Genomic DNA, 22,755 nt, shown 5'->3' with positions numbered 1-22,755 from the left:
CGCCCGCGGAGGGTCAGGCGTTGGTGTACCGCTGGCGCGCCGCCTCACCGCTCGTCCCGATCGCGTCGCCGACCTCACGCCAGGAGAGCCGTTGTTCCCGTGCGATCCGCACGGCTTCCGCGAGGTCACGTTCGGCGACGTCGCGTCGCCAGGCCGCGAGCTTGACTGCCATCACCGGTGGGAGCGGGGCACCCTCGTGACCGGGCTCCGGGTCGTAGCTCTCGAACGCGTCCGCGAACTTGTTGGCACGTGCCTTGATCTCCTCGAGGGAGCGGCGAGTCATGATGGTCACCTCAGAAACTTGGGTCGGGCCGGACGCATCGCGTGGGCGACTGCGATGATGCCATTCCATTCGATCACTCCGACTTCGACCAGAGTGCCGGTCTCGTCGGGGCCGATGAACATGGTCATCCCGTCGTCCTGCACGAAGTGTCGGACTGGGTAACGGAGCGCATGGAGCATTGCCGCGTCCTGGACGCCATGCCGGTGGGCAGGCTCCAGGATGATCAACTCCGACTCCACTTTCACAAGTTTACTTGGGGTTCACGGTTGTGCCAAGCGGTGCTGAGCGGTACGACCTCAGCGGATCTCGATACCCGCCCCGGCCACCGTGTGGCCGATGACCGGGTGGCCCGGCAGTTCCCCCACGACGAGCAGCCCGCCCGAGGTCTGGGCGTCGGCGAGCAGGAGCAGGTCCTCCTCGCTCACCCCCGGCCCGACCCGCAGATGCTCGCGCACCCAGTCGAGGTTGCGGCGCGTGCCTCCCGAGACGTAGCCCGCCGCGAGTGAGGACCGCACGCCCGGCAGCACCGGCACCGCGCCCGCCTCGATCACGGCCCCGACCCCGGAGGCCCGGCACAGCTTGTGCAGGTGCCCGAGCAGCCCGAAGCCGGTCACATCCGTCGCGGCCCGCGCACCCGCGCCGATCGCCGCCTCGGAGGCCTCCCGGTTGAGCGCCGTCATCGAGGCGATCGCCTCCGGGAACGACTCGCCCGTGGCCTTGTGCCGGTTGTTCAGGATCCCCACCCCGATCGGCTTCGTCAGCGTGATCGGCAGGCCCGGGGTGGCCGCGTCGATCCGCAGCAGCCGATCCGGATCAGCCACCCCGGTGACCGCCAGGCCGTACTTCGGCTCCGGGTCGTCGATCGAGTGCCCGCCGATGAGCGGGCAGCCCGCCCGCTGCGCGATCTCGAGCCCGCCGGCGAGCACCTCGCTCAGCAGTTCCATCGGCAGTCGCTCGCGCGGCCAACCCACGAGGTTGATCGCCACGACCGGCCGCCCGCCCATCGCGTAGATGTCGGAGAGCGCGTTCGCCGCCGCGATCATCCCCCACGCGCGCGCGCCGTCCACGACCGGGGTGAAGAAGTCGGCCGTCGAGAGCACCGCGAGGTCCGGCGCGACGAGCACGGCGGCCGCGTCGTCGCCGTCATCGAGCCCGACGAGCACGCCGCGCTCGTCCTGACCGGCGAGCGCGCGCACGGCCTCCTCGAGCTCCCCGGGCGGGATCTTGCACGCGCAGCCGCCGCCGTGGGCGAAGTCCGTGAGCCGCAGCGCCGCGGTCGTGTCGCTTTGGCCCGCTCCGAGGGTTTCTGGCGAGATCTCCATGTGATCGAGCATAGGACCCGAGCGCATCGGCGGCCGAAGATCGCCCCGCGCGAGCAAGCTCTTCGTATGCGCACGAGGATCACGCTCCGGCGGCCCTCGCGACGGTCTCGTCGAACGGGTGGATCGTCACCTCGGCCGCGCCGACCACCCGCGCCAGTCGTACCTGCCGCGCGGGATTTCGCCACGCCTGTGCGAGCGCTCCGGCGGGGATGTGGACGGCGCCGGCGAGTTCGCGACCGCCGACGTGATCAACGCCTCCGTCGTCCTGCTCTCACGCGCGGTCGAGGGGGTCCTCGTGACGAGCGACCCCGACGACATGCGCCGGCTCGACCCCGCGATCGATCTCGCGCTCTGCTGAGTCCCGCGCGCGCCGGCGCGGGCAGTAGGGTGAGGCGGCAGGGAGGCGTCCGGGCACCTGGTGGTCCCCGCGGTCTTCAAAACCGACGAGGCCGAGAACCTCGGCCTGGCGGGTTCGATTCCCGTCCGCCTCCGCCACATGATCGATGCTGCCGGGATGCGAGGGAGGCACCGTGCCGGATCCGCGCCGGGGCATCCCCCGCACCGATGCGCTCCTCGCCCTGCCCGCCGCGCGCGCCGCCGCCGATCGGCTCGGCCCGAACCGCGTACGGACGGCGGTGCGCGCCTCCCAGGAGGCGGCTCGCCGAGGCGAGCTCGCGCCCGAGGCGGTCGAGGCCGACACCCTCGCCCGGATAGCCGGCCTCGAGAGCCGGGAGGCGTCGTCCCTGCGCCCCGTGCTCAACGCGACCGGGGTCGTCGTGCACACGAACCTCGGCCGCGCGCCCCTGTCGGACGCGGCGCGCGCGGCCGTGGCCGCCGCGAGCGGGTACACCGACCTCGAACTCGACCTCCGCACGGGGCGGCGGTCACGCCGCGGCGAGGGAGCGCGGGCCGCGCTGCTCGCCGCGTGCCCGGCGGCGGGCGACGCGCTCGTGGTGAACAACGGGGCCGCGGCCCTCCTGCTGGCCGTCACCGCGCTGGCCGCCGGCCGCGATGTGATCATCAGCCGCGGCGAGCTCGTCGAGATCGGCGGCGGCTTCCGGCTCCCGGAACTGCTCACCGCCACCGGCGCCCGGCTGCGGGAGGTCGGCACGACCAATCGCACCCACGCCCGCGACTACTCCGGCGCGCTCGGCGCCGAGACGGGTTGCCTCCTCAAGGTGCACCCGAGCAACTTCACGCAGGCCGGCTTCGTCACCGACGTGCCGCTCACCGAGCTTCGCGGCATCGCGAGCGAGGGCGGCGTGCCGCTCGTGGCCGACCTCGGCAGCGGGCTGCTGCATCCCGAACCGGTGCTCCCCGGTGAACCCGATGTGACCTCCGCGCTCGCAGCCGGTGCCGACCTCGTGATCGTCAGCGGCGACAAGCTCCTCGGCGGGCCGCAGGCCGGCATCCTGCTCGGCCGGGTCGACCTGATCGACCGGCTCGCGCGCCACCCGCTCGCCCGCGCCCTGCGCGCCGACAAGCTCACTCTCGCCGCGCTCGAGGCCACCGTGATTGCGCTCACCGCGATGCCGGGCCCGGCCGCCGCCACGCCGGTGATGAGCGCCGTCCGCGCCGACCCGCAGCGGCTGCGGGACCGCGCCGAGGCGCTTGCGGCCGCGCTGCCGGCCTCCCTCGCGGCGACGGTCGTGCCCCACGACGGGCGGGTCGGCGGCGGCGGGGCGCCCGGGGTCGCCCTGCAGGGGTGGGCCGTGCGCCTGCCCGAGCGCCTCGCCCGGACGCTGCGCGCGAACGATCCTGCGGTGCTCGCCCGCACCCACGACGGCGCGTGCCTCCTCGACCTGCGCTGCATCCCCGAGGCGGACGACGACGTGCTCCAGCGGGTGGTGCGCGCCGCGCTCGCGGCGCCGGAGGTGTTGCCCGCCCCGGCGCCCGACCTGCCGACCGGGCCGTCGACCGAACTGCCCCACGTGCCCGCCGGCGGCGAGGCCCGATGACGAGCCACGTCGTAGCCACCGCCGGGCACGTCGACCACGGCAAGTCCGCGCTCGTGCGGGCCCTGACCGGCATGGAGCCGGACCGGTGGGAGGCCGAGCGGCGCCGCGGCCTGACGATCGACCTCGGCTTCGCGTGGACCACCCTCGCGCCCGACTGCGACGTCTCGTTCGTCGACGTGCCCGGCCACGAGCGCTTCCTCGGCAACGCGCTCGCGGGGCTCGGTCCCGCCTCGGCGGTGTGCTTCGTGGTCGCCGCCGACGCCGGCTGGCAGCCGCAGTCGAGCGACCACCGGGACGTGATCGCCGCCCTGGGGATCGAGCGCGGGATCGTCGTGCTCAGCCGGGCCGACCGGGCCGATGCCGACCGGATCGCCGAGACCGAGCTTGCGGTGCGCCGCGAGCTCGCCGGCACCGGCCTGGCCGGTGCCCCGCTCGTGGTCACCTCCGCGGTGACCGGGCAGGGGCTCGACCGGCTCCGGACGGAGCTGCTCGGATTACTCAGGCTGCTCAGACCGCTCGAGGCGCCGATGGAGTTTGCCGGGGATGCCACCGGAGGTGTGGACGGAGCCTCGGCGGGGGAGGGATCCGCCCCCGGCCATGGGCACGGGGGCACGCCCGGCGCCGCCGCCGGGCTGCGGCTCTGGCTCGACCGGGCCTTCACGATCACCGGGGCCGGGACCGTGGTGACCGGCACGCTCCAGGCCGGCGCGATCGGCGTCGGTGACCGGCTCCGCTGGCACGGCCACGCCGGTGGCCACGGGAATGGCCACGCGGAGCCGGTCGCGGTCACGGTGCGCGGCCTGCAGAGCCGCGGCGAGGAGCGGGAGCGAGTGACCGCCGTCGACCGGGTCGCGGTCAACCTCCGCGGGAACACCGCCGCCGGTGCCGCCCGCGGCGACGTGCTGCTCGGGCCCGGCGCGTGGGCACCGACCGACCGGCTCGACGTCCGCCGCACCTGGGGCCCGGGCCTGGCCGGCGCCGGGCCCGGCGTGCGCGTGCACGTCGGAACCGCGGTCGTGGCGGCCCGGCTGCGCCCCCTCGACGACGACTACGCCCGGCTCACCCTCGAGCGTGCCCTGCCGCTCCTGCCCGGGGACCGGCTGCTGCTGCGGTCCGCGCACAGTCGCGCCGTGCTCGCCGGGGTCACGGCGCTCGACCTCCACCCGCCCCTCCTGACCCGCCGCGGGGACGCCCGCCGGCGCGCGGCCTCCCTCGCCGCCGCCGATCCGCTCGCCGAGCGGCTCGCCGCCGCCGGTGCGATCGCGGTGGCCGAGCTCGTGGCCGAGGGGCTCGTCTGTGGTGAGCCGGGCGGTGGCCCCGACGGTGGCCCCGAGAGTGGCCCCGGAGGCAGCGGCTCCGAGAACAGCGGCCCTAGGAGTGGCTCCGGCGCGGCGCGGCCCCCGGAGGGGGTGCTCGAGATCGCCGGCCACTGGGTGAGCCGCGCCGCCTGGGACGGCCGGCTCGAGCGGCTCGGCGCGCTCATTGCCGCGGCCCGGGAACGCGATCCGCTCGGCCCAGGGCCCTCCCGCGGCGAGGTGTTCTCCGCGCTCGACCTCCCCGCCTCCGCCGAACGCGGGCTGCTCGACGAACTCATCGCCCGCGCCGGGTTCGTCCAGCAGGCGGGGCGGATCCTCGATCCCGAGCATGCCGGCGACCTCGGCGCGGCCGAGGCTGCGGTCGCCGAGATCGAGGCCCGGCTGCGCTTCGAGCCGTTCAACCCACCGGAGGCCGGCGACCTGGCCGCGGCCGGACTCGGGCCACGGGAACTCGCGGCGGCCGAGCGGGCGGGGCGGCTGCTACGGCTGGCGAGCGGCGTCGTCCTCACGCCGGACGGGCCGGCCCGGGCGATGGCGGTGCTCGCGCGGCTGCCGGGCCCGTTCACGGTGAGCGAGGCCCGGCGGGAGCTCGGCACGACCCGGCGGGTGGCGGTGCCGCTGCTCGAATACCTCGACACGCGCGGCTGGACCCGGCGGATCGACGCGGCCACGCGGATCGTCAACCGGTCGTAGCGGGCCGCCCGCCGGGTGGCGCTACCGGATCCGGTCGGGGTGGGTATAGACGTTCATGCTCTCCCCGCGCATGAAGCCCACGAGCGTCAGGCCCGCCTCCTCGGCCAGGTCGACCGCGAGCGAGGAGGCCGCCGAGACGGCCGTGAGCATCGGGACGCCGGCCATCGTCGCCTTCTGCACGAGTTCGAAGCTCGCCCGGCCCGAGACCTGCAACACCGTGCCCGCGAGCGGCAGCCGTCCCGCCAGCAGTGCCCAGCCGATCACCTTGTCCACGGCGTTGTGCCGGCCGACGTCCTCGCGCACCACGAGCAGCTCGCCGGTCGCGGCGTCGAAGAGGCCGGCCGCGTGCAGCCCGCCGGTCTTGGCGAACACCTCCTGCTGCGCGCGCAGCCGCTCCGGCAGCGCCCGCACCTCCGCGGCGCTCATGGCCGCCGGGTCGCCGGCGACCGAGAACTTCGAGATCGTGGCGATCGCCTCGATGCTCGCCTTGCCGCAGACCCCGCACGAGCTCGTGGTGTAGAAGGAGCGCTCCGAGCTCGCCGGGGGCGGTGGCACGTGCGGGGCGAGCGCGATGTCGAGCACGTTGTAGGTGTTCTCCCCGCCGCCGGAGCCGGGGCCGCCGCAGTGGATCGCGGTGAGCAGGTCGTGGGCGCGCCAGATGATCCCCTCGGAGGTGAGGAAACCGGCGGCGAGCTCGACGTCGTGGCCCGGCGTGCGCATCGTCACCGCCAGCGGCCGGCCGGCGAGCCGGATCTCGAGCGGCTCCTCGACCACGAGGGAGTCCTGCCGGCTGCGCGTATCGGAACCGGTGATCCGGCGGATACGTCGACGCGTCGTGATCCGACCCATGCCCGCCAGGCTACCCCGCCGGCCCGCGCGACGAAGGTCTACCGGAACAGGTTACGAACGGGTAACGTGACGAGCGTCACGCACGATGGTTCCCAGGGCGTCGAATCGTTCCGATGCCGCCGAGAGAGGAGCTGAGCGGCTATGCGCAGGCTTCCACGGGTTCCTCGCCGGTCGGGCCGATGCCCACGCGCCGCCGAGGGGCAGACGGCCGGGGACCACGCGCCGTCGGACGTGAGGGGGTGAGCGCAGGGGCATGGCACCGGCCGCGGCCCGTCGCCGCATCGCATGACATCACCACACCCGACAGCCGAAAGGACAGACATGTCGGACAATCGAGTCGTCAAGTTCAAGGGACCCCGCGAGACCGCGGTCGAGGGGATCGACTACCCCAAGCTGGAGATACCGCACGAGGTCGCGGACTGGCTCGGCATCCCCGTGGCCGCGCCGCACGCCGTGATCCTCAAGGTCGTCACGACCAACATCTGTGGCAGCGACCAGCACATGGTCCGGGCCCGCACCACCGCCCCGGTCGGGCAGAGCCTCGGCCACGAGATCACCGGTGAGGTGGTCGAGACCGGTGCCGACGTGCTGTTCGTCAAGAAGGGCGACATCTGCTCGGTCCCGTTCAACATCGCCTGCGGGCGCTGCGAGATGTGCAACGCCGGCAAGACCGGCGTGTGTCTCAACGTCAACCCGGCCCGCCCGGGTGCCGCGTACGGCTACGTGGACATGGGCGGCTGGATCGGGGGCCAGGCGGAATACGTCATGGTTCCGTTCGCCGACTTCAACCTGCTCAAGTTCCCCGACCGGGATCAGGCCCTCGAGAAGATCATGGACCTGACGATGCTCTCGGACATCTTCCCCACCGGGTACCACGGCGCGTACACCGCCGGGGTGACGACCGGTTCGACGGTCTACGTCGCCGGCGCCGGGCCGGTCGGCCTCGCCGCCGCGCACGCCTCGCAGCTGCTCGGCGCCTCGGCCGTCATCGTCGGCGACATGAACGCCGAGCGCCTCCGCCAGGCGGAGAGCTTCGGCTGCGAGACCGTCGACCTGAGCACCGGCAACGAGCTGGCCGACATGATCGCCGAGATCGTCGGTGAACCGGAGGTGGACGCGGCCGTCGACGCGGTCGGCTTCGAGGCGCGCGGCCACGGGGAGGGCGCGGGTGAGGCGCCGGCCACCGTGCTCAACGACATCATGTCGATCACGCGCGTCGGCGCCGGTCTGGGCATTCCCGGGCTGTACGTCACCGGCGACCCCGGAGCCGTCGACGAGAATGCCAAGGTCGGCCAGATCGGAGTCCGGCTCGGCCTCGGCTGGGCGAAGTCCCACCACTTCACCACCGGCCAGTGCCCGGTGAAGAAGTACAACCGGGGACTGATGAAGCTCATCCTCGCCGACAAGGCACACATCGCCGATGCGGTGAACGCCACGACGATCACCCTGGACGAGGCACCGGAGTCGTACGCGAAGTTCGACAAGGGCGCCGCGCACAAGTACGTGATCGACCCACACGGCATGGTCGCCTGACCACGCGCTGACCGGAAGCGAGGCCGCGCCCGTCCCCCGCCCGCCCCGTTCCACTCCCTGTCCGCTCCTTGTCGGTTCGGGGAGAGGGGCGGGCTCGGGGCCCGCCTCCACTACGCTGGTGCCACGAACTGGGTACCGCGAGACGGTGAGGCGACATGGAGACAGCGGCCCGCGGGCCCGGCGGCCCGCGCAGTCACCGCACGCGCACCTACGTGATCGCCGGGGTGCTCGGCGCGTTCGTCCTCGCGGTCGCGGTCCTGGTCGCCTGGAACCTCACACGCGGCGGGGAGCCGGCGGCGGCCGTCACGAGCACGACCACCGGACCGGTTCCCACCGCCACGGGAACGCCGGCGGCCCACGACCAGACGGCCTTCACCGCCGCCCAGCCCGCCACCGTGCTCGACTACCTGCTCACCGGCGTCGAGCCGATCGACGTGCCGGGCGACCCGGTCGAGTCCTGGCACCTGACCTACACCTCACCCGAGCGTACGGTCGACCTCGTGGCGGGCCAGTGGCCCGAGCGGGACGCTGCGACCGCCGCCTTCGACGCGGTGCTCGAGCAGGAGCGCGACGGTGCCCAGGAGGCGCGCGACCTCGGCACCGTCGGCGCGGCCGGGGAGACCGTCGGCCACGCCTGGCTGATCACTCAGTCCGACGGCCAGGGCCTGCTGCTCTGGCAGAACACGACCGCCGTGTTCACCCTGACCGGCCCCATCGACGCGCTCGAGGACTTCCAGCTCGCCTACCCGCTCTGATCCCACTCTCATCCCCATCTGATCCACACAGATCGTCCAGGCCCAAGGAGTTCACGCATGGTTCATCACGTTCCCACCGTCACGCTCATCGGCACGGGGGTCATGGGCGAGGCGATCCTCGGGTCTCTCACCGACGCCGTCGGGGCGGACCGGGTGCGCATCCGCGACGACCGGCCCGAGCACGGCGTCCGCGTCGCCGAGCGTTATGGCGTCACCTGGTGCGAATCGAACGGCGAGGCCGTCGAGGGTGCCGATGTCGTGGTCATCGCCGTCAAGCCGAAGGACGTCGACGCCCTCCTCGCGCAGATCGGCCCGGCGCTCGCGGCGGGGACCGTGCTCGTCTCGGTGGCCGCGGGGATCACCACCGCCCGGCTCGCCCGCGGGGTGGGCGCGCCGGTGCCGGTCGTGCGGGTCATGCCGAACACCCCGGCGACGATCGGCCGCGGGATGTCGGTCATGAGCCCCGGGGAGCACACCAGTGACGAGCACCTCGACCTCGTGGCCGAACTCCTCGCGGGCACCGGGCGGGTGGCCCGGGTCGACGAGGGGCGTCAGGACGCCGTCACGGCCATCTCCGGCAGCGGGCCCGCCTACGTGTTCTACCTGATCGAGTCGATGGCCCGGGCCGGGGTGGCCGGCGGCCTCGACCCGGAGTTCGCGCTCCTGCTCGCCCGGGAGACCGTGGCCGGGGCGGCGATGATGGCCGCAGCGAGCGAGGACGATCCCGCGACCCTGCGCCGCAACGTCACCTCCCCGGGCGGCACGACCGAGGCCGCGATCGCCGAACTCGACGCACGCGACGTGCGCGGAGCCATCGGAGCCGCCGCCGAGAAGGCGTGGCTGCGGGCCGCCGAACTCGGCCGGGAGTAGACTCGTGAGTCGCGGGTCGATGGTACTATCCGGGAACCCGCGTGACGTTCGACTGGAGGACGATCCGGATGATGTGTCGATACGAAGAGGAAGACGTCGACTGAGACGCTCTCAACGAGGGATGCCGGTAGGTACGAGCCTACCGGCGTCCCTCGTTCAACTTCTTGAGTCGAGCGTGATCCACGACTGCCTCCGGGATCTCCGAGACGAGGATCTCGAGTTCTACGAACGCTCGTGATTGGCCGGAGTGTGCCTGAGCGGACTCGCGCCGACGTTCCACGTAGGGACTGAAGCGAGTGAAGCTGCGCTTGATGATGGTTCCTCCGACTGCGGTGAGGAGCTTTCGGTCATAAGCGCCCGTGTTCACGCCGATCGCGATCCGTTCGAGACCGTTGAGGACGCTGATCATGGCGTACAGGACGTCCCGCGCCTGCTGCTCGTCCAACTCCCGTCCGTGGCGATCGTGGAGTCGCAATGGGCGATGCACAAGGGCGTCGGCCTGTGTGTGCGTGATCGTATCGGTGCCGAGCTGCTCCGATAGCAGTACCCGGGAGTCGCGGGTCGTGTCGGACCAGCGTGACCAGGCATCAAGTGTTGCCCGCAACAGTTCGCTTCGAGCCCCGGTGTCGTCGCGCCGCGAGACTTTCCGCACGAGAACGAGCGAGGAGATCGCCGTGGTGAGGGAGGCCGCACCGATGAGGATCATCGCCAGGGCGTACGCCCGCTCACTCGCGCTGAAAATAGAACTGATGCCGCCAGGGCCCAGCAAGAGGTACGCACTCAGTAACGCCAGTATCACTGTGAGCGCCCACGGGACGACGACTAGCACACGTCTGCCGGATTGCGCGGTATTCATGCAGGACACTCCTACCACGTGGGAGTGGTGTCGTCTCGGGATTCGTTGACCGGTGGTCTATTTCGTCACGGCCGGCGGGCGAAGTTCTCCAGCAGGGTCGTGTCCCCGGAGATGATGAGGGTGTCGGCGGCGTCGATGCGGGTGTCCTGATCGGCGTACTCGAACGGGCGCCCCGGCGGCTTGACCCCGATGACCGTGACCCCGTACTTCTTGCCGATCTGCGACTGACCGACGGTGAACCCGTGGGTCTCCTTCGGCGGGCGCATCTTGACGATGGTGAAGCCGTCCTCCATCTCGATGAAGTCGAGCATCCGCCCCGAGACCAGGTGGGCCACGCGGGTGCCCGCGTCGTGTTCGGGGTAGACCACGTGGTGGGCGCCGATGCGCTTGAGGATGCGCCCGTGCTCCGAGGAGATCGCCTTCGCCCAGATGAGCGAGGTGCCGAGGTCCACGAGGTTGCCAGTGATGAGCACGCTCGCCTCGAGGGAGGTGCCCACCCCGACGACTGCGATCGGGAAGTCCCGCGCGCCGAGCTGTTCGAGGGCCTCCGGATTGGTGGCGTCGGCCTCGACGAGCGGGATCCGCCCGGCCCAGTGGTGGATCAGCTCCTCGTCGCGCTCGACCGCGAGCACGTCCTTGCCGAGCTCGTCCAACGTCACGGCCAGCGCTGCGCCGAACCGGCCCAGGCCGATGACCAGCACCCCGGCGTCGGGACCCTGGTCCGGATTCTGCTGCTCAGCCAATGATCGGCCTTTCCTCGGGGAAGCGGATCACCCTGCGCCGGTTGCGCAGGGCCAGGGCCGCCGCCAACGTCATGGTGCCAGTCCGGCCCGCGAACATGAGCACGACGAGCACGTATTTCGCGGAGTCCGGGAGGAGAGCCGTGGCCCCGGTGCTCAATCCGCAGGTCGCGAAGGCGGAGATCACCTCGAAGAGGATCACGTCGAGGTGGAGGTCCGTGATGACCAGGAGCGCGAGCGCCGCCAGGCCCACGAACGTCGCCCCGATGAACGAGACCGCGATGGCGAGCCGGACCACGGAGGAGGACAGGCGCCGTCCGAACGCCTCGATGTCCCGGTCGCCGCGGGCCTCGGCGACGATCGCGAGGGTCATGACGGCGAACGTGCCCACCTTGATCCCACCCGCGGTCGAGGCCGAGCCGCCGCCGATGAACATGAGTGCGTCCTGCAGGAACCACGTGGCCTCGCGCATCTCGGGCACCCCGACGGTGTCGATGCCGGAGGAGCGCGGGGTCATGCCGGCGGTCATCGAACCGATGATCCGGTCCCCGATCGGCAGGGAGCCGAGGGTGGCCGGATTGGTCCACTCGAACCAGCCGATGAGCACCGTGCCGAGCAGCCAGAGGGCGACGCTCGTGGTGATGGTCAGCTTCGCGTGCAGGCTCCAGCGGCGGGGCTCGCGCCAGTGCGTGGCCACGGACAGGATGACCGGGAACCCGATCCCGCCCACGAAGGTGCCGACGATGATCGGCAGCGACATCCACCAGTCGCCCACGTGACCGCCGATGCCGCCCGGCAGGATCACGAAGCCGGCGTTGTTGAACGTGGACACGGCCATGAACCAGCCCTGCCACAGCGCCTGCGGGATGGTCAGCCCGAGCGCGACGAACCGGGGGATGAACACGACCGCGAGCGCGCCGGTGAGCGTGAGGCTGGCCACGATCACCGCCCGCACGAGGTTCCCGACCTCGCCGAGGGCCGCGGTGCGGGTCTCGGAGGCGGCGAGCAGCCGCTGGGTCAGACCGATCCGGCGCGAGACCGCCAGGCCGAGGATCGAGGCGAGGGTCATCACCCCGAGCCCGCCGACCATGATCCCGCCCATGATCACCACGTGCCCGAAGGAGGACCAGTAGGCGGCCGTGTCCACGGTGACGAGCCCGGTCACGCAGACGGCCGAGGTGGCGGTGAACAGGGCGTCGACGAACGGGGGCACCGTGCCGTCGGCGGTGGAGATCGGCAGCAGCAGGAGGCCGGTCACGGCGACGATCACGCCCGAGAACACGATGAGGGTGAGCCGGGCGGGGGAGCGGCGGGCGATCGAGTCGATGGCGTCCCGGGGGCGGGACAGGAACGCCGGCAGTTCCCTCACGGGTCTCCTCCCAGGTGCGCGCGCATCGTCACGGTTGCCTACTGTGCCACGATCTGCCCGCACGGTGGCGATAACAAGCCGCATGCCGCCGGGGGAGGTTAGGTTGTAGCCATGTCCGAGCAGACAGTCCTGGTGTGGTCCGAGGAGTTGCTGACCTATCACTTCGGCGCGTCCCACCCGATGGCCCCGACCCGATTGGGCCTCACCCGTGAACTGGTGCGGGCGTTCGGGCTGTGCGAGGGGGTACGGGTCGTCGATCCCCCCGTGGCCACCGACGCCGAGCTCGAACTCGTGCACCGGCCCGAGTACATCGCGGCCGTCCGGGCCGGGGCGGCCTCGGCCCGGTACGGCCTGGGCACCGCGGACGATCCGGTCTTCGCCGGGATGCACGAGGCGGCCGCGCGGATCGCGGGGGGAACGCTCCAGGCCGCCCGGGAGGTCTGGTCCGGGCGCGCACGGCACGCCGTGAACTTCGCCGGCGGAATGCACCACGCGATGCCCGGCCGCGCATCGGGGTTCTGCATCTACAACGACGCGGCGGTCGCGATCCGGTGGCTGCTCGACCAGGGCGCCCGTCGGGTCGCCTACGTCGACATCGACGCCCATCACGGCGACGGCGTGGAGCGGGCCTTCTGGGACGATCCACGGGTGCTGACCATCTCGGTCCACCAGAGCGGGATGTCGCTCTTCCCGGGCACGGGGTTCGCCCAGGACTGCGGCGGGCCGCACGCCCGGGGCATGGCCGTGAACGTCGCCCTCCCCCCGGACACGGGTGATGAGCCGTGGCTGCGGGCTGTCGAGGCGGTCGCGGCCCCGCTGCTGGCGGAGTTCCGCCCGGAGGTCCTCGTCTCCCAGCACGGCTGCGACTCCCATCCCCGCGACCCGCTGACGGAGCTGCGGGTCTCGGTCGACGCCCAGCGGATCGCCGCCGAGCAGCTCGGCCGGTGGGCCGCGGACCACGCCGACGACCGCTGGGTCGCCCTCGGGGGCGGGGGCTACGACATCGCCTCGACCGTGCCGCGGGTGTGGGCGAACCTCGTGGCGATCGCCTCCGGGCAGCCCGTCGACCCGGAGCGGCTGCTGCCCGCGCGCTGGCGGGCGCACGTGCACTCGCTCGGGGCGGAGGTCCCCCAGACCATGACCGATGGCAGGCGCCCGCGATTGCGGCCGTTCGACGACGGCTACGACCCGGCGGACCCGGTCGATCAGGCGATCCTGGCCACGCGCCGCGTCGTCTTCCCCGAGCACGGGCTCGGCGCGCTTCTCTGAGCGGATGAACAAACCTTTGCCCGTGCACTACATTTGGCCCTAGAGTTCACCCGTGGTGGCACCGGTGCGGCGATCCGAGCCCGAGCGGCGATCGGCTCGCCCGGGATCCGCGCAGGCGGCCGCCGAGATCATGCGAGAGCACAACAGCGATGGGAAGGAGATGAGCGAATGGCACAGCCGGACCCCCCTCGTTTCCTGACCGTTGCCGAGGTCGCCGACATGGCCAGGGTCTCGAAGATGACCGTCTACCGAATGGTGCATGCGGGCGATCTGCCCGCGATCCGGGTGGGACGCTCGTTCCGGGTGCCGCAGGCGGCCGTGGAGGAGATGCTCAGTGGACATTCCGACTTCACCACCGGCACCGGGTACTGAGCGCACCGAGACCCGTGTCCGTGGCTGTGGTCGCGGGTAGTAAACTCCAACACCAGCGTGTGGGCGCACATGTCCGCGCCTGACCAGTTCCAGATCCTAGTGAGGTCCTGTGGGTTCAGTAGTCAAGAAGCGTCGGAAGCGGATGGCGAAGAAGAAGCACCGCAAGCTGCTTCGCAAGACGCGCCACCAGCGTCGTAACAAGAAGTGATCGGGAGCCGGACTTCGGTCCGGCTTTCGTGTTCCGTGACGGGGCGCGCCGAGCGCGAGGCGATCGGCAGCCGCGCCGGAGAGGAGGGGTCGCGATGACCGAGGTCCGGTTCTACACGCGCGCCCACTGCCACCTGTGCGAGGAGGCCCGCCGGCTGCTGTCCGCCGAGTGCGCCCGGGCCGGACTCGAGTTCGCCGAGATCGACGTCGATTCGGATCCCGAGCTGCGGGCCCGGTACGGCGAGTACGTCCCGGTCGTCGTGGTCGACGACACCCAGGTCGGCTATTGGCGCATCGAGCCCGCGCGGCTGCGCGCTGCGCTCGGATCCGCCCCCGGACATGACACGGCCCCCAGGTGGTGGCGCCGGCGCCGCACGCCCGGGGGCTGAGGTCGCGCGCCCCGGTGTGGAGCGCGCGACCGCCGGGTCAGGCCGCCGGGACCGCCGCGATGTCGAGGTCGATGCGGATCTTGTCCCCCACGAGCACGCCGCCACCCTCGAGCGCGACGTTCCAGGTGAGGCCGTAGTCCTTGCGGGAGACGGCGGTGGAGGCCGAGAAGCCGAGGCGCTGCACGCCGTCCGGACCGACCGCCTGGCCGTTGTACTCCACGTCCATGTCCACCGGCTTGGTCACGCCGTTGATGGTCAGATCGCCCGTGAGCACGAACTCCTCGCCGGCGCCCTCGAGCCCGGTCGTGGTGAAGGTCCAGGTCGGGTTCTGCTCGGAGTGCCAGAAGTCGGGGGACGTGAGGTGTGCGTCACGGTCGGCGTTGCCGGTCTTCACGCTGCCTGAGGCGATCTCGACGCTGGCGGTCGAGGCCGGGAAGTGGTCGGCGATCGTGATCTGGCCGGTGAAGTCGTCGAAGGAGCCCCGGACGCGGGCCACGGCGGCGTGGCGGGCGGCGAAGCCGATGCGGGAGTGGGCGGTGTCGATCGTGAAGGTGCCGGCGGGGATCGTGGTCATGTCTGCTCCTGTGCCTCGATGAAAAAGTGGTTGAAAGTTGTACTAGTGACTATGATCGGTCTTGCCGAACCTGTCAAGAGCAAGGGACCCTACTGTGATGACCACGACACCGACCCGCTGGCTGAGCCCCGCCGAGCAGCGATCCTGGCGCGCCTATCTCACCGGTTCGGCCGGGCTCGCCGAGGCCCTCAACCGCGACCTGGAGCTTGCGAGCGGGCTCTCCCTGAACGAGTACGAGGTGCTCGTTCGGCTGTCCGAGCTGCCCGAGCGTCGCAGCCGGATGGCCGCCCTCGCCGCGTCCCTCGTGCATTCCCGCTCGCGCCTGACCCACACCGTGGCGCGCTTGGAGCGGCGCGGCTACGTGAGCCGCCGCCAGTGTGCGGGGGACGGCCGCGGGGTCGAGGCCGTGCTCATGGACGACGGTCACGCGGCTCTCGTCGCCGCCGCACCCGGGCATGTGGAGTCGGTCCGTCGCCACCTCGTGGACGTGCTCACCCCGGAGCAGCTGGCGGCCGTGGGGGAGGCGTTCGCCGCGATCGCCCATGCGCTCGGTCGCGAGAGCGCCGGTCCCGGCGTGGCCGAGTAGGGGGGACGGTCCTCCCAGGATTGTTTGCGAGACTGACGTCATGACACGCACGCTGGTGCACCTCATGCGACACGGCGAGGTGCACAACCCCGACTCGATCCTCTACGGCCGGTTGCCGGACTACCACCTGAGCGACCTCGGGCGCCGGATGGCCGAGACGGTCGCGCGTGATCTCGCGGACACCGGGGCCGACCTCGTGCACCTGCGGGCCTCGCCGCTCGAACGCGCCCAGGAGTCCGCCGCGCCCGTCGCCGCGGCGTTCGATCTCGAGGTCGTGACCGACCCCCGCGTGATCGAGGCGGGCAGCGACCTGCAGGGGCAGGCGATCAGTCGGCACCCCGCGCTGCTGCTGCGCCCGGCGAACCTCGTCAAGCTCTACAACCCGATCCGGCCCTCGTGGGGGGAACCCTTCCAGGACCAGACCGATCGGATGATCACCGCGATCAAGACCGCCCGGGCCGCGGCCGAGGGTCACGAGGCGCTCATCGTCTCCCACCAGAGTCCCATCTGGAGCACCCGGCTCTTCCTCGAGGGGCGCTCGTATCTGCACGATCCGCGCCGGCGGCAGTGCACGCTCGCCTCCCTCACCACCCTGATCTTCGACGGCGCCACGCTCGTGGGCATCGGCTACCGCGAACCCGCGGCCCCGCTGCTCACCCAGGCCACGACCATCACATGATCCGCACTCCCCGACGCCCCCTGTCCACGCGACAGGCACCGGTCACGACTCCGCCCGCGCCCGCCCGGAACCACGCCGCGGCCGCACCGGTGCCCGTGCTCGTTCTGCTCCTGGCGGTCGCGCTGCTCGTGCTGGCCGGATGCTCGAGCGGCCCGTCCGCGGCGGAGGCCGCCGACGCCGGCTACGTCAACGGCGACGGCACCGTGCGGACCTGGCCGCCCGAGAAGCGCGGCAAGGTCGTCGAGCTCGCCGGCGAGACCATGGCCGGCGACCCGGTGGACATCGCCGACTGGCGCGGGCGACCCGTCGTGCTCAACTTCTGGTACGCGGAGTGCCCGCCGTGCCGCAAGGAGGCGCCCGACCTGGCCGCGCTGGCCACCGAGTACGAGGACAGCGTCGAATTCCTCGGCGTCAACCACACGAACGAGCCCGCGACCGCGCAGGCCTTCGAACGCCGATTCGAGCTGCCCTACCCGAGCCTGTACGACAAGCAGGCCGCGGGCGTGGCCGCCGTTCAGGGAGTGGTGCCGCTGGCGGCCATGCCCTCGACCGTCGTCCTCGATCCACAGGGGCGCGTCGCGGCCCGGATCATCGGCCTGGCCGACAAGAGCACGCTCGCCTCCCTCATCGACGACGCCCTCGCCGAGGTGGACGGGGCGCAGTGATCGGCTCCACCTTCGCCACCACGGTCCTGTCGGGCCCGATGCTGCTCGCGATCCCGGTGGCGCTCCTGGCCGGGCTCGTCTCCTTCGCCTCCCCGTGCGTGCTCCCGCTCGTGCCCGGCTACGTCGGCTACGTCGGCGGGATGGCCGGCGCCGAGGGGGGAGCCGGGGCGGGCGGCCGGCGGCGCGGCCGGATGCTCCTCGGCGTGGCGCTGTTCATTGCCGGGTTCACGGCCGTCTTCGTGGCGATGACCGCGCTCGTCACGAGCCTGGGACTCGTGCTCGTGCAGCATCAGGACCTCATCACCCGGCTGCTCGGGGTGATCGTGCTGCTGCTCGGGCTCGCGTTCCTCGGGGCGTTCCCGTTCCTCCAGCGCGAGCGGCGGCTGCACGTGTCCCCGCGGGCCGGCCTCGTCGGTGCCCCGATCCTCGGCATCGTGTTCGCGCTCGGCTGGGTGCCGTGCATCGGGCCGACGCTCGCCGCCGTGCTCACCCTCGCCTACGACCAGGAGAGCCCCGCCCGGGCGATCGCGCTCACGATCACGTACTGCATCGGGCTCGGCGTGCCCTTCTTCCTCGTGGCGCTCGGGCTGCGCAGCTCCCGGCGGATGCTCGGCTGGCTCACCCGGCACCGGCTCGGGGTCATGCGATTCGGCGGCGTGCTGCTCACGCTCATCGGCATCCTGCTGGTCACCGGGCTGTGGAACCGCCTCACCCTCCTCCTGCAAGGCCTCATCGACAGCTACGACCTGGTGATCTGATGCCGTACTCGCCCGAGGGGCTCAAAGACGCCCCGGCCCCCGACCCGACCGGCTCAGCCGCCCCGACCGACCCGACCGGCTCGACCGCCCCGACCCGGCGCGGCGGCCTCGGCCTCACCGGGTGGCTGCGCTGGATGTGGCGCCAGCTCACCAGCATGCGCGTGGCCCTCATGCTCCTGCTGCTGCTCGCGGTCGTGGCGCTGCCGGGCTCGTTCTTCCCACAGACCCCGCAGAACCCGACCGCGGTCTCCCAGTACCTGCGCGACCACCCGACCTCGGGCCCGTGGCTGGAGCAGCTCGGCTTCTTCGACGTCTACTCCTCCCCGTGGTTCTCCGCGGTGTACCTGCTGCTGTTCACCTCCCTCATCGGCTGCATCGTGCCGCGCGTGGGCGTGCACCTGCGTTCCCTGCGCACCCCGGCCCCGGCCGTGCCCCGCCGCCTCACCCGGTTCCCGGTGCGGGAGCAGTACCCGCTCGCGGCCGACCCCGCCACGGCGCAGGCCCGCGCGGCCCACGTGCTGCGCCGTTCCAAGATCGCCACCCGTGAGGAGCCCGGCGGGGTCCTCACTGTCTCGAGCGAGACCGGATACGGTCGTGAGACCGGCAACATCGTGTTCCACCTCGCCCTCGTCGGCGTGCTCATGACGATGGCGTGGGGCCAGCTCGTGCACTATCGCGGCCAGGCCGTGGTGGTCGAGGGGCACTCCTTCGTCAACGCGCCGCTCGACTACAACTCCTTCGACTCCGGGGCACTCTTCGCGGAGGGCGATCTCGAGCCCTTCCGGTTCACGCTCGAGGACTTCAGCTCCCAGTTCACCATCGACGCCCGCGCCCGCGACTTCCAGGCCGACGTCACGGTCACCACCCCGGACGGGCACACGTCGTCCGAGCAGGTCAAGGTGAACGACCCGATGGCGATCGACAACGCCCGGGTCTACCTCATGGGCAACGGGTACGCCCCGGACCTGGAAGTCACCGACGCCTCCGGCCAGGTCGCCTACTCCGGTCCGGTGCCGTTCCTGCCGCAGAACAGCACCTACATGTCCACCGGGGTCGTCTCGGTCCCGGACGCCAACGCCGGGAAGAACCAGCTCGGCTTCCGGGGCACGTTCCTGCCGAGCGCGATCCCCTCGAGCGACGGCGCGTTCGCAGGCTCGGCCCACCCCGATCCGCTCGACCCGGTGCTCGTGCTCGAACTGTGGGAGGGCGATCTCGGGTTGGACGAGGGGGTGCCGAAGAGCCTCATGCAGCTCGACACCACGAACATGGAGCAGGTGATGACACCCAGCTCCACCGGCTCCGGTGAGCTCGTGCCCTATCGCGCCGTGCTTCGCCCGGGGGAGAGCGTCGACCTGCCCGGGGGGCGGGGCACGGTCACCTTCACGGACCTGCCGCGATACGTCGCCCTCGACCTGCGCTACGACCCGTCGATCGTCTGGATGGGCGTCTTCGCCGGGCTCGCGTTCGCCGGTCTCATCGGGTCGCTCTTCCTGCGCCGGCGCCGGATCTGGATCAGGCTGGCGCCGGCCGCGGACGGAACTACGATGGTCGAGGCGGCCGCGCTCGCCCGCGGGGACGATCCCGGCCTCGCGCGGGCGCTGGACCGGGTGCTGACCGCCATGGAACCGAAGGACGAATGATGAATGTTGCCGACCTGAGCACCGCACTCGTCTACGCTGCGATCGCGGCGTACACGGTGGCGATGATCGCCTTCTCCGTCGACCTCTCGGGACTCGCGCTGGCCCGGTCCGAGGCCAAGCCCCGCCGCGCCGCCGCGATCGGGATGAGCACCACGTGGCTCGCCGCCGGGCTGCACCTGCTCGCGCTCGTCACCCGCGGGATCGCCGCCGGCCGGGCGCCGTGGGCGAACATGTTCGAGTTCACGCTCATGTTCACGTTCTTCATGGTGGCGATCTTCCTCGGCCTCAACCTGCGCCGCGACATCCGCTTCATCGGCTCGGCCGTCACCCTCCTGGTGGTCCTCGGCCTCGGCGTCGCGGTCTCCGTGCTCTTCGTCACCGCCGTGGGGGTCGAGCCGATCCTCGACTCCTACTGGCTCCTCATCCACGTCTCCGTCGCCACCCTCTCGACCGGACTGTTCTCCGTGGCGGCCGTGTTCGCCGGCCTGCAGCTGATCCAGCACCGGGTCGAACGCACGCGCGACGGCCACACGCCCGCAGCCGTCGTCACCCTGCGTTCCAAGCGTGCGGACGACGCAGCTCGCCGTCGGCAGGAGCGCGCCGCCCGGGTGGTGGGTCACCCGGAGGGCGCGGCCGTCATGACGGGCATGACGGATACTGTCCCGGCCGCGGCGGACAGCCGGGTCCGGGCCACCGCCACGCTCGTGGAGGACGCACCCACAGCAGTCATAGCCGCCGCAGCAGGCACAGCCGACACGGCCGACACGGCCGACACAGTGGGCGCGGTCGACACAACGGGAGCGGGCGCCGGCCGGCCCGGTGAGGCCGTGGGACCCGCGGCCCTGGGAGCCGACGCCGCTGGGCCCTCGGGCCCGCTCGCACGGCTCATGGGGAGCCTGCCGAGCGCCTCGACGCTCGAGTCGTGGTGCTACCGGCTCAGCGCCATCGGGTTCGTCACCTGGACCTTCACCCTCGTGGCCGGCGCGATCTGGGCCGAGCACGCGTGGGGCCGCCCGTGGGGTTGGGACCCGAAGGAGACCTGGACGTTCGTGATCTGGGTCATCTACGCGGCCTACCTGCACGCCCGCGCCACGGTCGGCTGGACCGCGGAGAAGTTCGCCTACTTCGCGCTCGCCGGGTTCCTCGCGCTGCTGGCGAACTACTACATCGTCAACATCTTCATCCCGGGCAACCACTCCTACTCGGGCCTCTGAGGGACCGGGTGCCCTGAGGAGGAGCCGGGGGGCCGGAGGGGCCGGGCGCCCGCCTACCGGCCGTCGGAGGGGTGATCGTCCGAGGGGTGCCCGTCGCCGCTGCGGCCCCGGCGGTCGTCGTCCGGATCGGGCTCGTGGCCGTGGTCGTCGGTCTCGCTCGATCCCGCGGGCGGTGGGCCCTCGTTCGTGCGCCGGTTGCGCTGCTGCAGGTAGCGCAGGAAGTCGGGGTCGTCGTCCGGAGCCTGCGGCATCGGGCGGCGCGAAGCCTGCGGGGCGGCGTCCGCGGCGCGCGAGACGAGGAGCCACACGAGGGCGCCGACGACCGGCACCACGATGATGAACGCGACCCACAGCCACGTCGGCCCGACCGAGCGTCGGGAGTCCTCGGACCGGACGCAATCGAGGATCGCGTAGATCGTCAGGCCGATGATCGCGAGGGCGAGGAGAACACGGGGCATGGATCCAGCCTACGCTGGGACCATGCTCGTGTATGCGGCCCTCCGGATCCTGCTGCTCCTCGCCGCCATCGGCGGTCTCTACCTGCTCGGACTGCGAGGCTGGCTGCTGGCCGCGGTGGCCATCATCGTGGCCGCGATGCTCTCCTACGTGCTGCTACCGCGCCCGCGTGATCGGGCCGCAGGCCGGCTCGCCCAGGTGGCGGAGCAGCACGGCCGGGTACGCACCGAGCCGTCGGACGAGGAGATCGAGGACGCCGCCGTCGACGGCCCCGGATCAGGCGAGCACGGCCCCGAGGCCGAGGACGATGCCGAAGCCGAGCTGGAGCAGCCCGGTGTCGCGCAGCACGGGCACGAGGGCCCGGCCGGTGTCGCCGCGAAGCACGCGGGAGCTGACGACGAGGGCGAAGATCCCCAGCGGCACCACGAGCAGGTAGGTCCAGTGCCACGTGGCCACGAGCGCTCCCACACAGACGGCGCTGCCGCCGAGGACGAGCGCGACGTACGTCGTCCGGGCCTGCCGGACACCCAGGCGGACCGCTAGCGTGTGCTTGCCCGCCACCTCATCGGTGGCGATATCGCGCAGGTTGTTGACCATGAGCAGCGCGCAGGCGATGAGCCCCATGCCGGTGCCGGCGAGGAACGCCGACCAGGTGATCTCGAGCGTCTGGGTGAAGGTCGTCCCGAGGGTGGCCACCCATCCGAAGAACACGAAGACCGCCACCTCGCCCAGTCCGCGATAGCCGTAGGGGGAGCGCCCGCCGGTGTAGTACCAGGCGGCGATCACGCAGACGACGCCGACGAGGATGAGATACCAGGTGCCCGCGAGCAGGCTCAGCGCGACGCCCGCGGCACCCGCCAGCGCGAAGAACGCGAAGGCGAGGAGCTTGACGCTCCGGGGAGTCACGAGCCCGGACGCCGTGAGCCGCGTGGGTCCGACCCGGTCCGAGTCGGTGCCGCGGATCCCGTCGGAGTAGTCGTTGGCGAAGTTGACGCCGATCTGCAACGCCAACGCCACGATCACCGCGAGGGCGGCGAGGAGCGCATCGGCGTCGGCGCCGGCCATCCCGGTTCCCGCGAGCACGGGCGCGATCGCCGCGGGCAGGGTCCGCAGGCGGGCCCCCTCGAGCCAGTCGGCGAGGGTCGGTCGGGGAGCGGGCGCGGGGGCGGTCACGGATCCAGCGTAGCCGCCACGCGCGGGCCCGTTCGGCGGCCGGACGGGCCCTTGGGGAGCCACCGGGTGGCTCGGACTACCTGTGGTGTGGTCGGGGCCACCCACATCCTCGGGTGGGAGCCACTGGGTGGTTCGGACTACCTGTGGCGGGGTCCGGGTCACCCACATCCTTGGTGGGGAGCCACTGGGTGGTTCGGACTACCTGTGGCGGGGTCCGGGCCACCCACAT

Annotated in this window: 26 protein-coding genes, 1 tRNA gene and 1 pseudogene; 18 read left to right on the top strand and 10 right to left on the bottom strand. The window is 72.1% G+C overall.

The genetic code is table 11. The features are described from left to right. Nucleotides 1-13: 13 nt before the first annotated feature. The 3 genes from GCE65_RS14215 to selD all read right to left on the bottom strand — a co-directional run bounded on the left by GCE65_RS14215 (nucleotide 14) and on the right by selD (nucleotide 1,605). Entirely contained in the window at nucleotides 14-283 is a 270-nt protein-coding gene (locus GCE65_RS14215; RefSeq protein ID WP_153878829.1) for a hypothetical protein, read from the bottom strand. Nucleotides 284-288: 5 nt separating this feature from the next. Beyond that, on the bottom strand, nucleotides 289-510 hold the full coding sequence (locus GCE65_RS14210) for a hypothetical protein (RefSeq protein ID WP_228759970.1): 222 nt from the start codon (nucleotides 508-510) through the stop codon (nucleotides 289-291). A gap of 69 nt (nucleotides 511-579) precedes the next feature. Continuing rightward, nucleotides 580-1,605, bottom strand: a complete 1,026-nt coding sequence (gene selD / locus GCE65_RS14205) for a selenide, water dikinase SelD (protein ID WP_153878827.1) — start codon at nucleotides 1,603-1,605, stop codon at nucleotides 580-582. Nucleotides 1,606-1,723: 118 nt separating this feature from the next. Between selD and GCE65_RS14200 the strand changes: the two genes are divergently transcribed. The 4 genes from GCE65_RS14200 (at nucleotide 1,724) to GCE65_RS14185 (ending at nucleotide 5,572) form a co-directional block, all read left to right on the top strand. Further along, nucleotides 1,724-1,963, top strand: a complete 240-nt coding sequence (locus tag GCE65_RS14200; protein WP_153878826.1) for a hypothetical protein — start codon at nucleotides 1,724-1,726, stop codon at nucleotides 1,961-1,963. Between the two features lie 41 nt (nucleotides 1,964-2,004). Next, nucleotides 2,005-2,100 (top strand) — tRNA-Sec (locus tag GCE65_RS14195). Between the two features lie 35 nt (nucleotides 2,101-2,135). Beyond that, a complete protein-coding gene (selA, locus tag GCE65_RS14190; RefSeq protein WP_228759969.1) occupies nucleotides 2,136-3,563 on the top strand; it encodes an L-seryl-tRNA(Sec) selenium transferase in 1,428 nt (475 codons plus the stop codon). Next, nucleotides 3,560-5,572 carry a selenocysteine-specific translation elongation factor gene (locus GCE65_RS14185; protein WP_153878824.1) on the top strand — a complete coding sequence of 671 codons (2,013 nt, stop codon included), beginning with the start codon at nucleotides 3,560-3,562 and terminating at the stop codon, nucleotides 5,570-5,572. Before selA ends, GCE65_RS14185 begins: the two co-directional genes overlap by 4 nt. A gap of 21 nt (nucleotides 5,573-5,593) precedes the next feature. On the opposite strand, the gene fdhD is transcribed toward GCE65_RS14185, so the two are convergent. Next, nucleotides 5,594-6,421, bottom strand: a complete 828-nt coding sequence (gene fdhD, locus GCE65_RS14180) for a formate dehydrogenase accessory sulfurtransferase FdhD (protein WP_152909678.1) — start codon at nucleotides 6,419-6,421, stop codon at nucleotides 5,594-5,596. Nucleotides 6,422-6,742: 321 nt separating this feature from the next. Here fdhD and fdhA point away from each other — a divergent pair, with 321 nt between their 5' ends. From fdhA to proC, 3 genes are all read left to right on the top strand, one after another. After that, nucleotides 6,743-7,954 carry a formaldehyde dehydrogenase, glutathione-independent gene (gene fdhA / locus GCE65_RS14175; protein ID WP_152909679.1) on the top strand — a complete coding sequence of 404 codons (1,212 nt, stop codon included), beginning with the start codon at nucleotides 6,743-6,745 and terminating at the stop codon, nucleotides 7,952-7,954. Between the two features lie 155 nt (nucleotides 7,955-8,109). Continuing rightward, nucleotides 8,110-8,709 carry a hypothetical protein gene (locus tag GCE65_RS14170; protein ID WP_153878823.1) on the top strand — a complete coding sequence of 200 codons (600 nt, stop codon included), beginning with the start codon at nucleotides 8,110-8,112 and terminating at the stop codon, nucleotides 8,707-8,709. Nucleotides 8,710-8,766: 57 nt separating this feature from the next. Further along, nucleotides 8,767-9,579, top strand: coding sequence for a pyrroline-5-carboxylate reductase (proC, locus tag GCE65_RS14165; RefSeq protein ID WP_153878822.1), 813 nt, complete (start codon nucleotides 8,767-8,769; stop codon nucleotides 9,577-9,579). 139 nt (nucleotides 9,580-9,718) lie between these two features. On the opposite strand, the gene GCE65_RS14160 is transcribed toward proC, so the two are convergent. The 3 genes from GCE65_RS14160 to GCE65_RS14150 all read right to left on the bottom strand — a co-directional run bounded on the left by GCE65_RS14160 (nucleotide 9,719) and on the right by GCE65_RS14150 (nucleotide 12,535). Beyond that, nucleotides 9,719-10,435, bottom strand: a complete 717-nt coding sequence (locus tag GCE65_RS14160) for a DUF4760 domain-containing protein (protein WP_153878821.1) — start codon at nucleotides 10,433-10,435, stop codon at nucleotides 9,719-9,721. A gap of 65 nt (nucleotides 10,436-10,500) precedes the next feature. Further along, complete coding sequence (locus GCE65_RS14155; RefSeq protein ID WP_152909683.1) at nucleotides 10,501-11,178, bottom strand: TrkA family potassium uptake protein; 678 nt, start codon at nucleotides 11,176-11,178, stop codon at nucleotides 10,501-10,503. Beyond that, nucleotides 11,171-12,535, bottom strand: coding sequence for a TrkH family potassium uptake protein (locus GCE65_RS14150; RefSeq protein ID WP_227993675.1), 1,365 nt, complete (start codon nucleotides 12,533-12,535; stop codon nucleotides 11,171-11,173). Before GCE65_RS14150 ends, GCE65_RS14155 begins: the two co-directional genes overlap by 8 nt. A 120-nt stretch (nucleotides 12,536-12,655) precedes the next feature. Between GCE65_RS14150 and GCE65_RS14145 the strand changes: the two genes are divergently transcribed. The 4 genes from GCE65_RS14145 to GCE65_RS14130 all read left to right on the top strand — a co-directional run bounded on the left by GCE65_RS14145 (nucleotide 12,656) and on the right by GCE65_RS14130 (nucleotide 14,781). Further along, nucleotides 12,656-13,813: an acetoin utilization protein AcuC gene (locus GCE65_RS14145; RefSeq protein WP_152909685.1), complete on the top strand. Its 1,158-nt coding sequence runs from the start codon at nucleotides 12,656-12,658 to the stop codon at nucleotides 13,811-13,813. A gap of 168 nt (nucleotides 13,814-13,981) precedes the next feature. Beyond that, nucleotides 13,982-14,185: a helix-turn-helix domain-containing protein gene (locus tag GCE65_RS14140; RefSeq protein WP_152909686.1), complete on the top strand. Its 204-nt coding sequence runs from the start codon at nucleotides 13,982-13,984 to the stop codon at nucleotides 14,183-14,185. A gap of 109 nt (nucleotides 14,186-14,294) precedes the next feature. After that, the gene (locus tag GCE65_RS14135) at nucleotides 14,295-14,393 is read left to right on the top strand and encodes a 30S ribosomal protein bS22 (protein ID WP_082775156.1); all 99 of its coding nucleotides are present in this window, start codon (nucleotides 14,295-14,297) and stop codon (nucleotides 14,391-14,393) included. 94 nt (nucleotides 14,394-14,487) lie between these two features. Then, a complete protein-coding gene (locus tag GCE65_RS14130) occupies nucleotides 14,488-14,781 on the top strand; it encodes a glutaredoxin family protein (RefSeq protein WP_152909687.1) in 294 nt (97 codons plus the stop codon). 37 nt (nucleotides 14,782-14,818) lie between these two features. Here GCE65_RS14130 and GCE65_RS14125 read toward each other — a convergent pair whose 3' ends face one another. Next, entirely contained in the window at nucleotides 14,819-15,355 is a 537-nt protein-coding gene (locus GCE65_RS14125; RefSeq protein ID WP_153878820.1) for a YceI family protein, read from the bottom strand. A 97-nt stretch (nucleotides 15,356-15,452) separates the two neighbouring features. On the opposite strand from GCE65_RS14125, the gene GCE65_RS14120 reads away from it, so the two are divergent. The 6 genes from GCE65_RS14120 to ccsB are packed head-to-tail and all read left to right on the top strand — an operon-like array spanning nucleotide 15,453 to nucleotide 20,897. Beyond that, nucleotides 15,453-15,941 (top strand): MarR family winged helix-turn-helix transcriptional regulator, encoded by a 489-nt coding sequence (locus tag GCE65_RS14120; RefSeq protein ID WP_152909689.1) that lies wholly within the window; start codon nucleotides 15,453-15,455, stop codon nucleotides 15,939-15,941. A 40-nt stretch (nucleotides 15,942-15,981) separates the two neighbouring features. Continuing rightward, entirely contained in the window at nucleotides 15,982-16,620 is a 639-nt protein-coding gene (locus GCE65_RS14115; protein ID WP_152909690.1) for a histidine phosphatase family protein, read from the top strand. Continuing rightward, the gene (locus GCE65_RS14110) at nucleotides 16,617-17,285 is read left to right on the top strand and encodes a TlpA disulfide reductase family protein (protein ID WP_153878819.1); all 669 of its coding nucleotides are present in this window, start codon (nucleotides 16,617-16,619) and stop codon (nucleotides 17,283-17,285) included. Before GCE65_RS14115 ends, GCE65_RS14110 begins: the two co-directional genes overlap by 4 nt. Continuing rightward, nucleotides 17,285-18,043, top strand: coding sequence for a cytochrome c biogenesis CcdA family protein (locus GCE65_RS14105; RefSeq protein WP_228760206.1), 759 nt, complete (start codon nucleotides 17,285-17,287; stop codon nucleotides 18,041-18,043). The genes GCE65_RS14110 and GCE65_RS14105 overlap by 1 nt, the downstream gene beginning before the upstream one ends. After that, a complete protein-coding gene (locus GCE65_RS14100) occupies nucleotides 18,043-19,683 on the top strand; it encodes a cytochrome c biogenesis protein ResB (RefSeq protein WP_153878818.1) in 1,641 nt (546 codons plus the stop codon). Before GCE65_RS14105 ends, GCE65_RS14100 begins: the two co-directional genes overlap by 1 nt. After that, complete coding sequence (gene ccsB / locus GCE65_RS14095; RefSeq protein WP_194165049.1) at nucleotides 19,683-20,897, top strand: c-type cytochrome biogenesis protein CcsB; 1,215 nt, start codon at nucleotides 19,683-19,685, stop codon at nucleotides 20,895-20,897. Before GCE65_RS14100 ends, ccsB begins: the two co-directional genes overlap by 1 nt. A gap of 53 nt (nucleotides 20,898-20,950) precedes the next feature. On the opposite strand, the gene GCE65_RS14090 is transcribed toward ccsB, so the two are convergent. Further along, nucleotides 20,951-21,355 carry a PLD nuclease N-terminal domain-containing protein gene (locus GCE65_RS14090; RefSeq protein ID WP_153878817.1) on the bottom strand — a complete coding sequence of 135 codons (405 nt, stop codon included), beginning with the start codon at nucleotides 21,353-21,355 and terminating at the stop codon, nucleotides 20,951-20,953. On the opposite strand from GCE65_RS14090, the pseudogene GCE65_RS17145 reads away from it, so the two are divergent. Further along, nucleotides 21,324-21,551 (top strand): annotated as a pseudogene (locus GCE65_RS17145) (DUF4229 domain-containing protein); the annotation flags it as partial. The gene GCE65_RS14090 and the pseudogene GCE65_RS17145 overlap by 32 nt on opposite strands. A 78-nt stretch (nucleotides 21,552-21,629) precedes the next feature. On the opposite strand, the gene GCE65_RS14080 reads toward GCE65_RS17145, so the two are convergent. Beyond that, a complete protein-coding gene (locus GCE65_RS14080; protein ID WP_228759967.1) occupies nucleotides 21,630-22,526 on the bottom strand; it encodes a 1,4-dihydroxy-2-naphthoate polyprenyltransferase in 897 nt (298 codons plus the stop codon). Between the last annotated feature and the right edge of the window lie 229 nt (nucleotides 22,527-22,755).

Origin of the sequence: Pseudactinotalea sp. HY158 (genome assembly GCF_009660225.1) — a bacterium.
Classification (GTDB): Bacteria; Actinomycetota; Actinomycetes; order Actinomycetales; family Beutenbergiaceae; genus HY158.
Note: the sequence above shows the minus strand (reverse complement) of the source record. Positions and strands in the feature narration are given on the sequence as shown.

Excerpts from the sequence above, each read along its gene's own strand:
- GCE65_RS14215 (WP_153878829.1), bottom strand. The coding sequence starts at position 283 with ATGACTCGCCGCTCCCTCGAGGAGATCAAGGCACGTGCCAACAAGTTC.
- selD (WP_153878827.1), bottom strand. The coding sequence starts at position 1,605 with ATGGAGATCTCGCCAGAAACCCTCGGAGCGGGCCAAAGCGACACGACC.
- GCE65_RS14185 (WP_153878824.1), top strand. The coding sequence starts at position 3,560 with ATGACGAGCCACGTCGTAGCCACCGCCGGGCACGTCGACCACGGCAAG.
- fdhD (WP_152909678.1), bottom strand. The coding sequence starts at position 6,421 with ATGGGTCGGATCACGACGCGTCGACGTATCCGCCGGATCACCGGTTCC.
- fdhA (WP_152909679.1), top strand. The coding sequence starts at position 6,743 with ATGTCGGACAATCGAGTCGTCAAGTTCAAGGGACCCCGCGAGACCGCG.
- GCE65_RS14170 (WP_153878823.1), top strand. The coding sequence starts at position 8,110 with ATGGAGACAGCGGCCCGCGGGCCCGGCGGCCCGCGCAGTCACCGCACG.
- proC (WP_153878822.1), top strand. The coding sequence starts at position 8,767 with ATGGTTCATCACGTTCCCACCGTCACGCTCATCGGCACGGGGGTCATG.
- GCE65_RS14160 (WP_153878821.1), bottom strand. The coding sequence starts at position 10,435 with ATGAATACCGCGCAATCCGGCAGACGTGTGCTAGTCGTCGTCCCGTGG.
- GCE65_RS14145 (WP_152909685.1), top strand. The coding sequence starts at position 12,656 with ATGTCCGAGCAGACAGTCCTGGTGTGGTCCGAGGAGTTGCTGACCTAT.
- GCE65_RS14140 (WP_152909686.1), top strand. The coding sequence starts at position 13,982 with ATGGCACAGCCGGACCCCCCTCGTTTCCTGACCGTTGCCGAGGTCGCC.
- GCE65_RS14130 (WP_152909687.1), top strand. The coding sequence starts at position 14,488 with ATGACCGAGGTCCGGTTCTACACGCGCGCCCACTGCCACCTGTGCGAG.
- GCE65_RS14125 (WP_153878820.1), bottom strand. The coding sequence starts at position 15,355 with ATGACCACGATCCCCGCCGGCACCTTCACGATCGACACCGCCCACTCC.
- GCE65_RS14120 (WP_152909689.1), top strand. The coding sequence starts at position 15,453 with ATGACCACGACACCGACCCGCTGGCTGAGCCCCGCCGAGCAGCGATCC.
- GCE65_RS14115 (WP_152909690.1), top strand. The coding sequence starts at position 15,982 with ATGACACGCACGCTGGTGCACCTCATGCGACACGGCGAGGTGCACAAC.
- GCE65_RS14110 (WP_153878819.1), top strand. The coding sequence starts at position 16,617 with ATGATCCGCACTCCCCGACGCCCCCTGTCCACGCGACAGGCACCGGTC.
- GCE65_RS14100 (WP_153878818.1), top strand. The coding sequence starts at position 18,043 with ATGCCGTACTCGCCCGAGGGGCTCAAAGACGCCCCGGCCCCCGACCCG.
- ccsB (WP_194165049.1), top strand. The coding sequence starts at position 19,683 with ATGAATGTTGCCGACCTGAGCACCGCACTCGTCTACGCTGCGATCGCG.
- GCE65_RS14090 (WP_153878817.1), bottom strand. The coding sequence starts at position 21,355 with ATGCCCCGTGTTCTCCTCGCCCTCGCGATCATCGGCCTGACGATCTAC.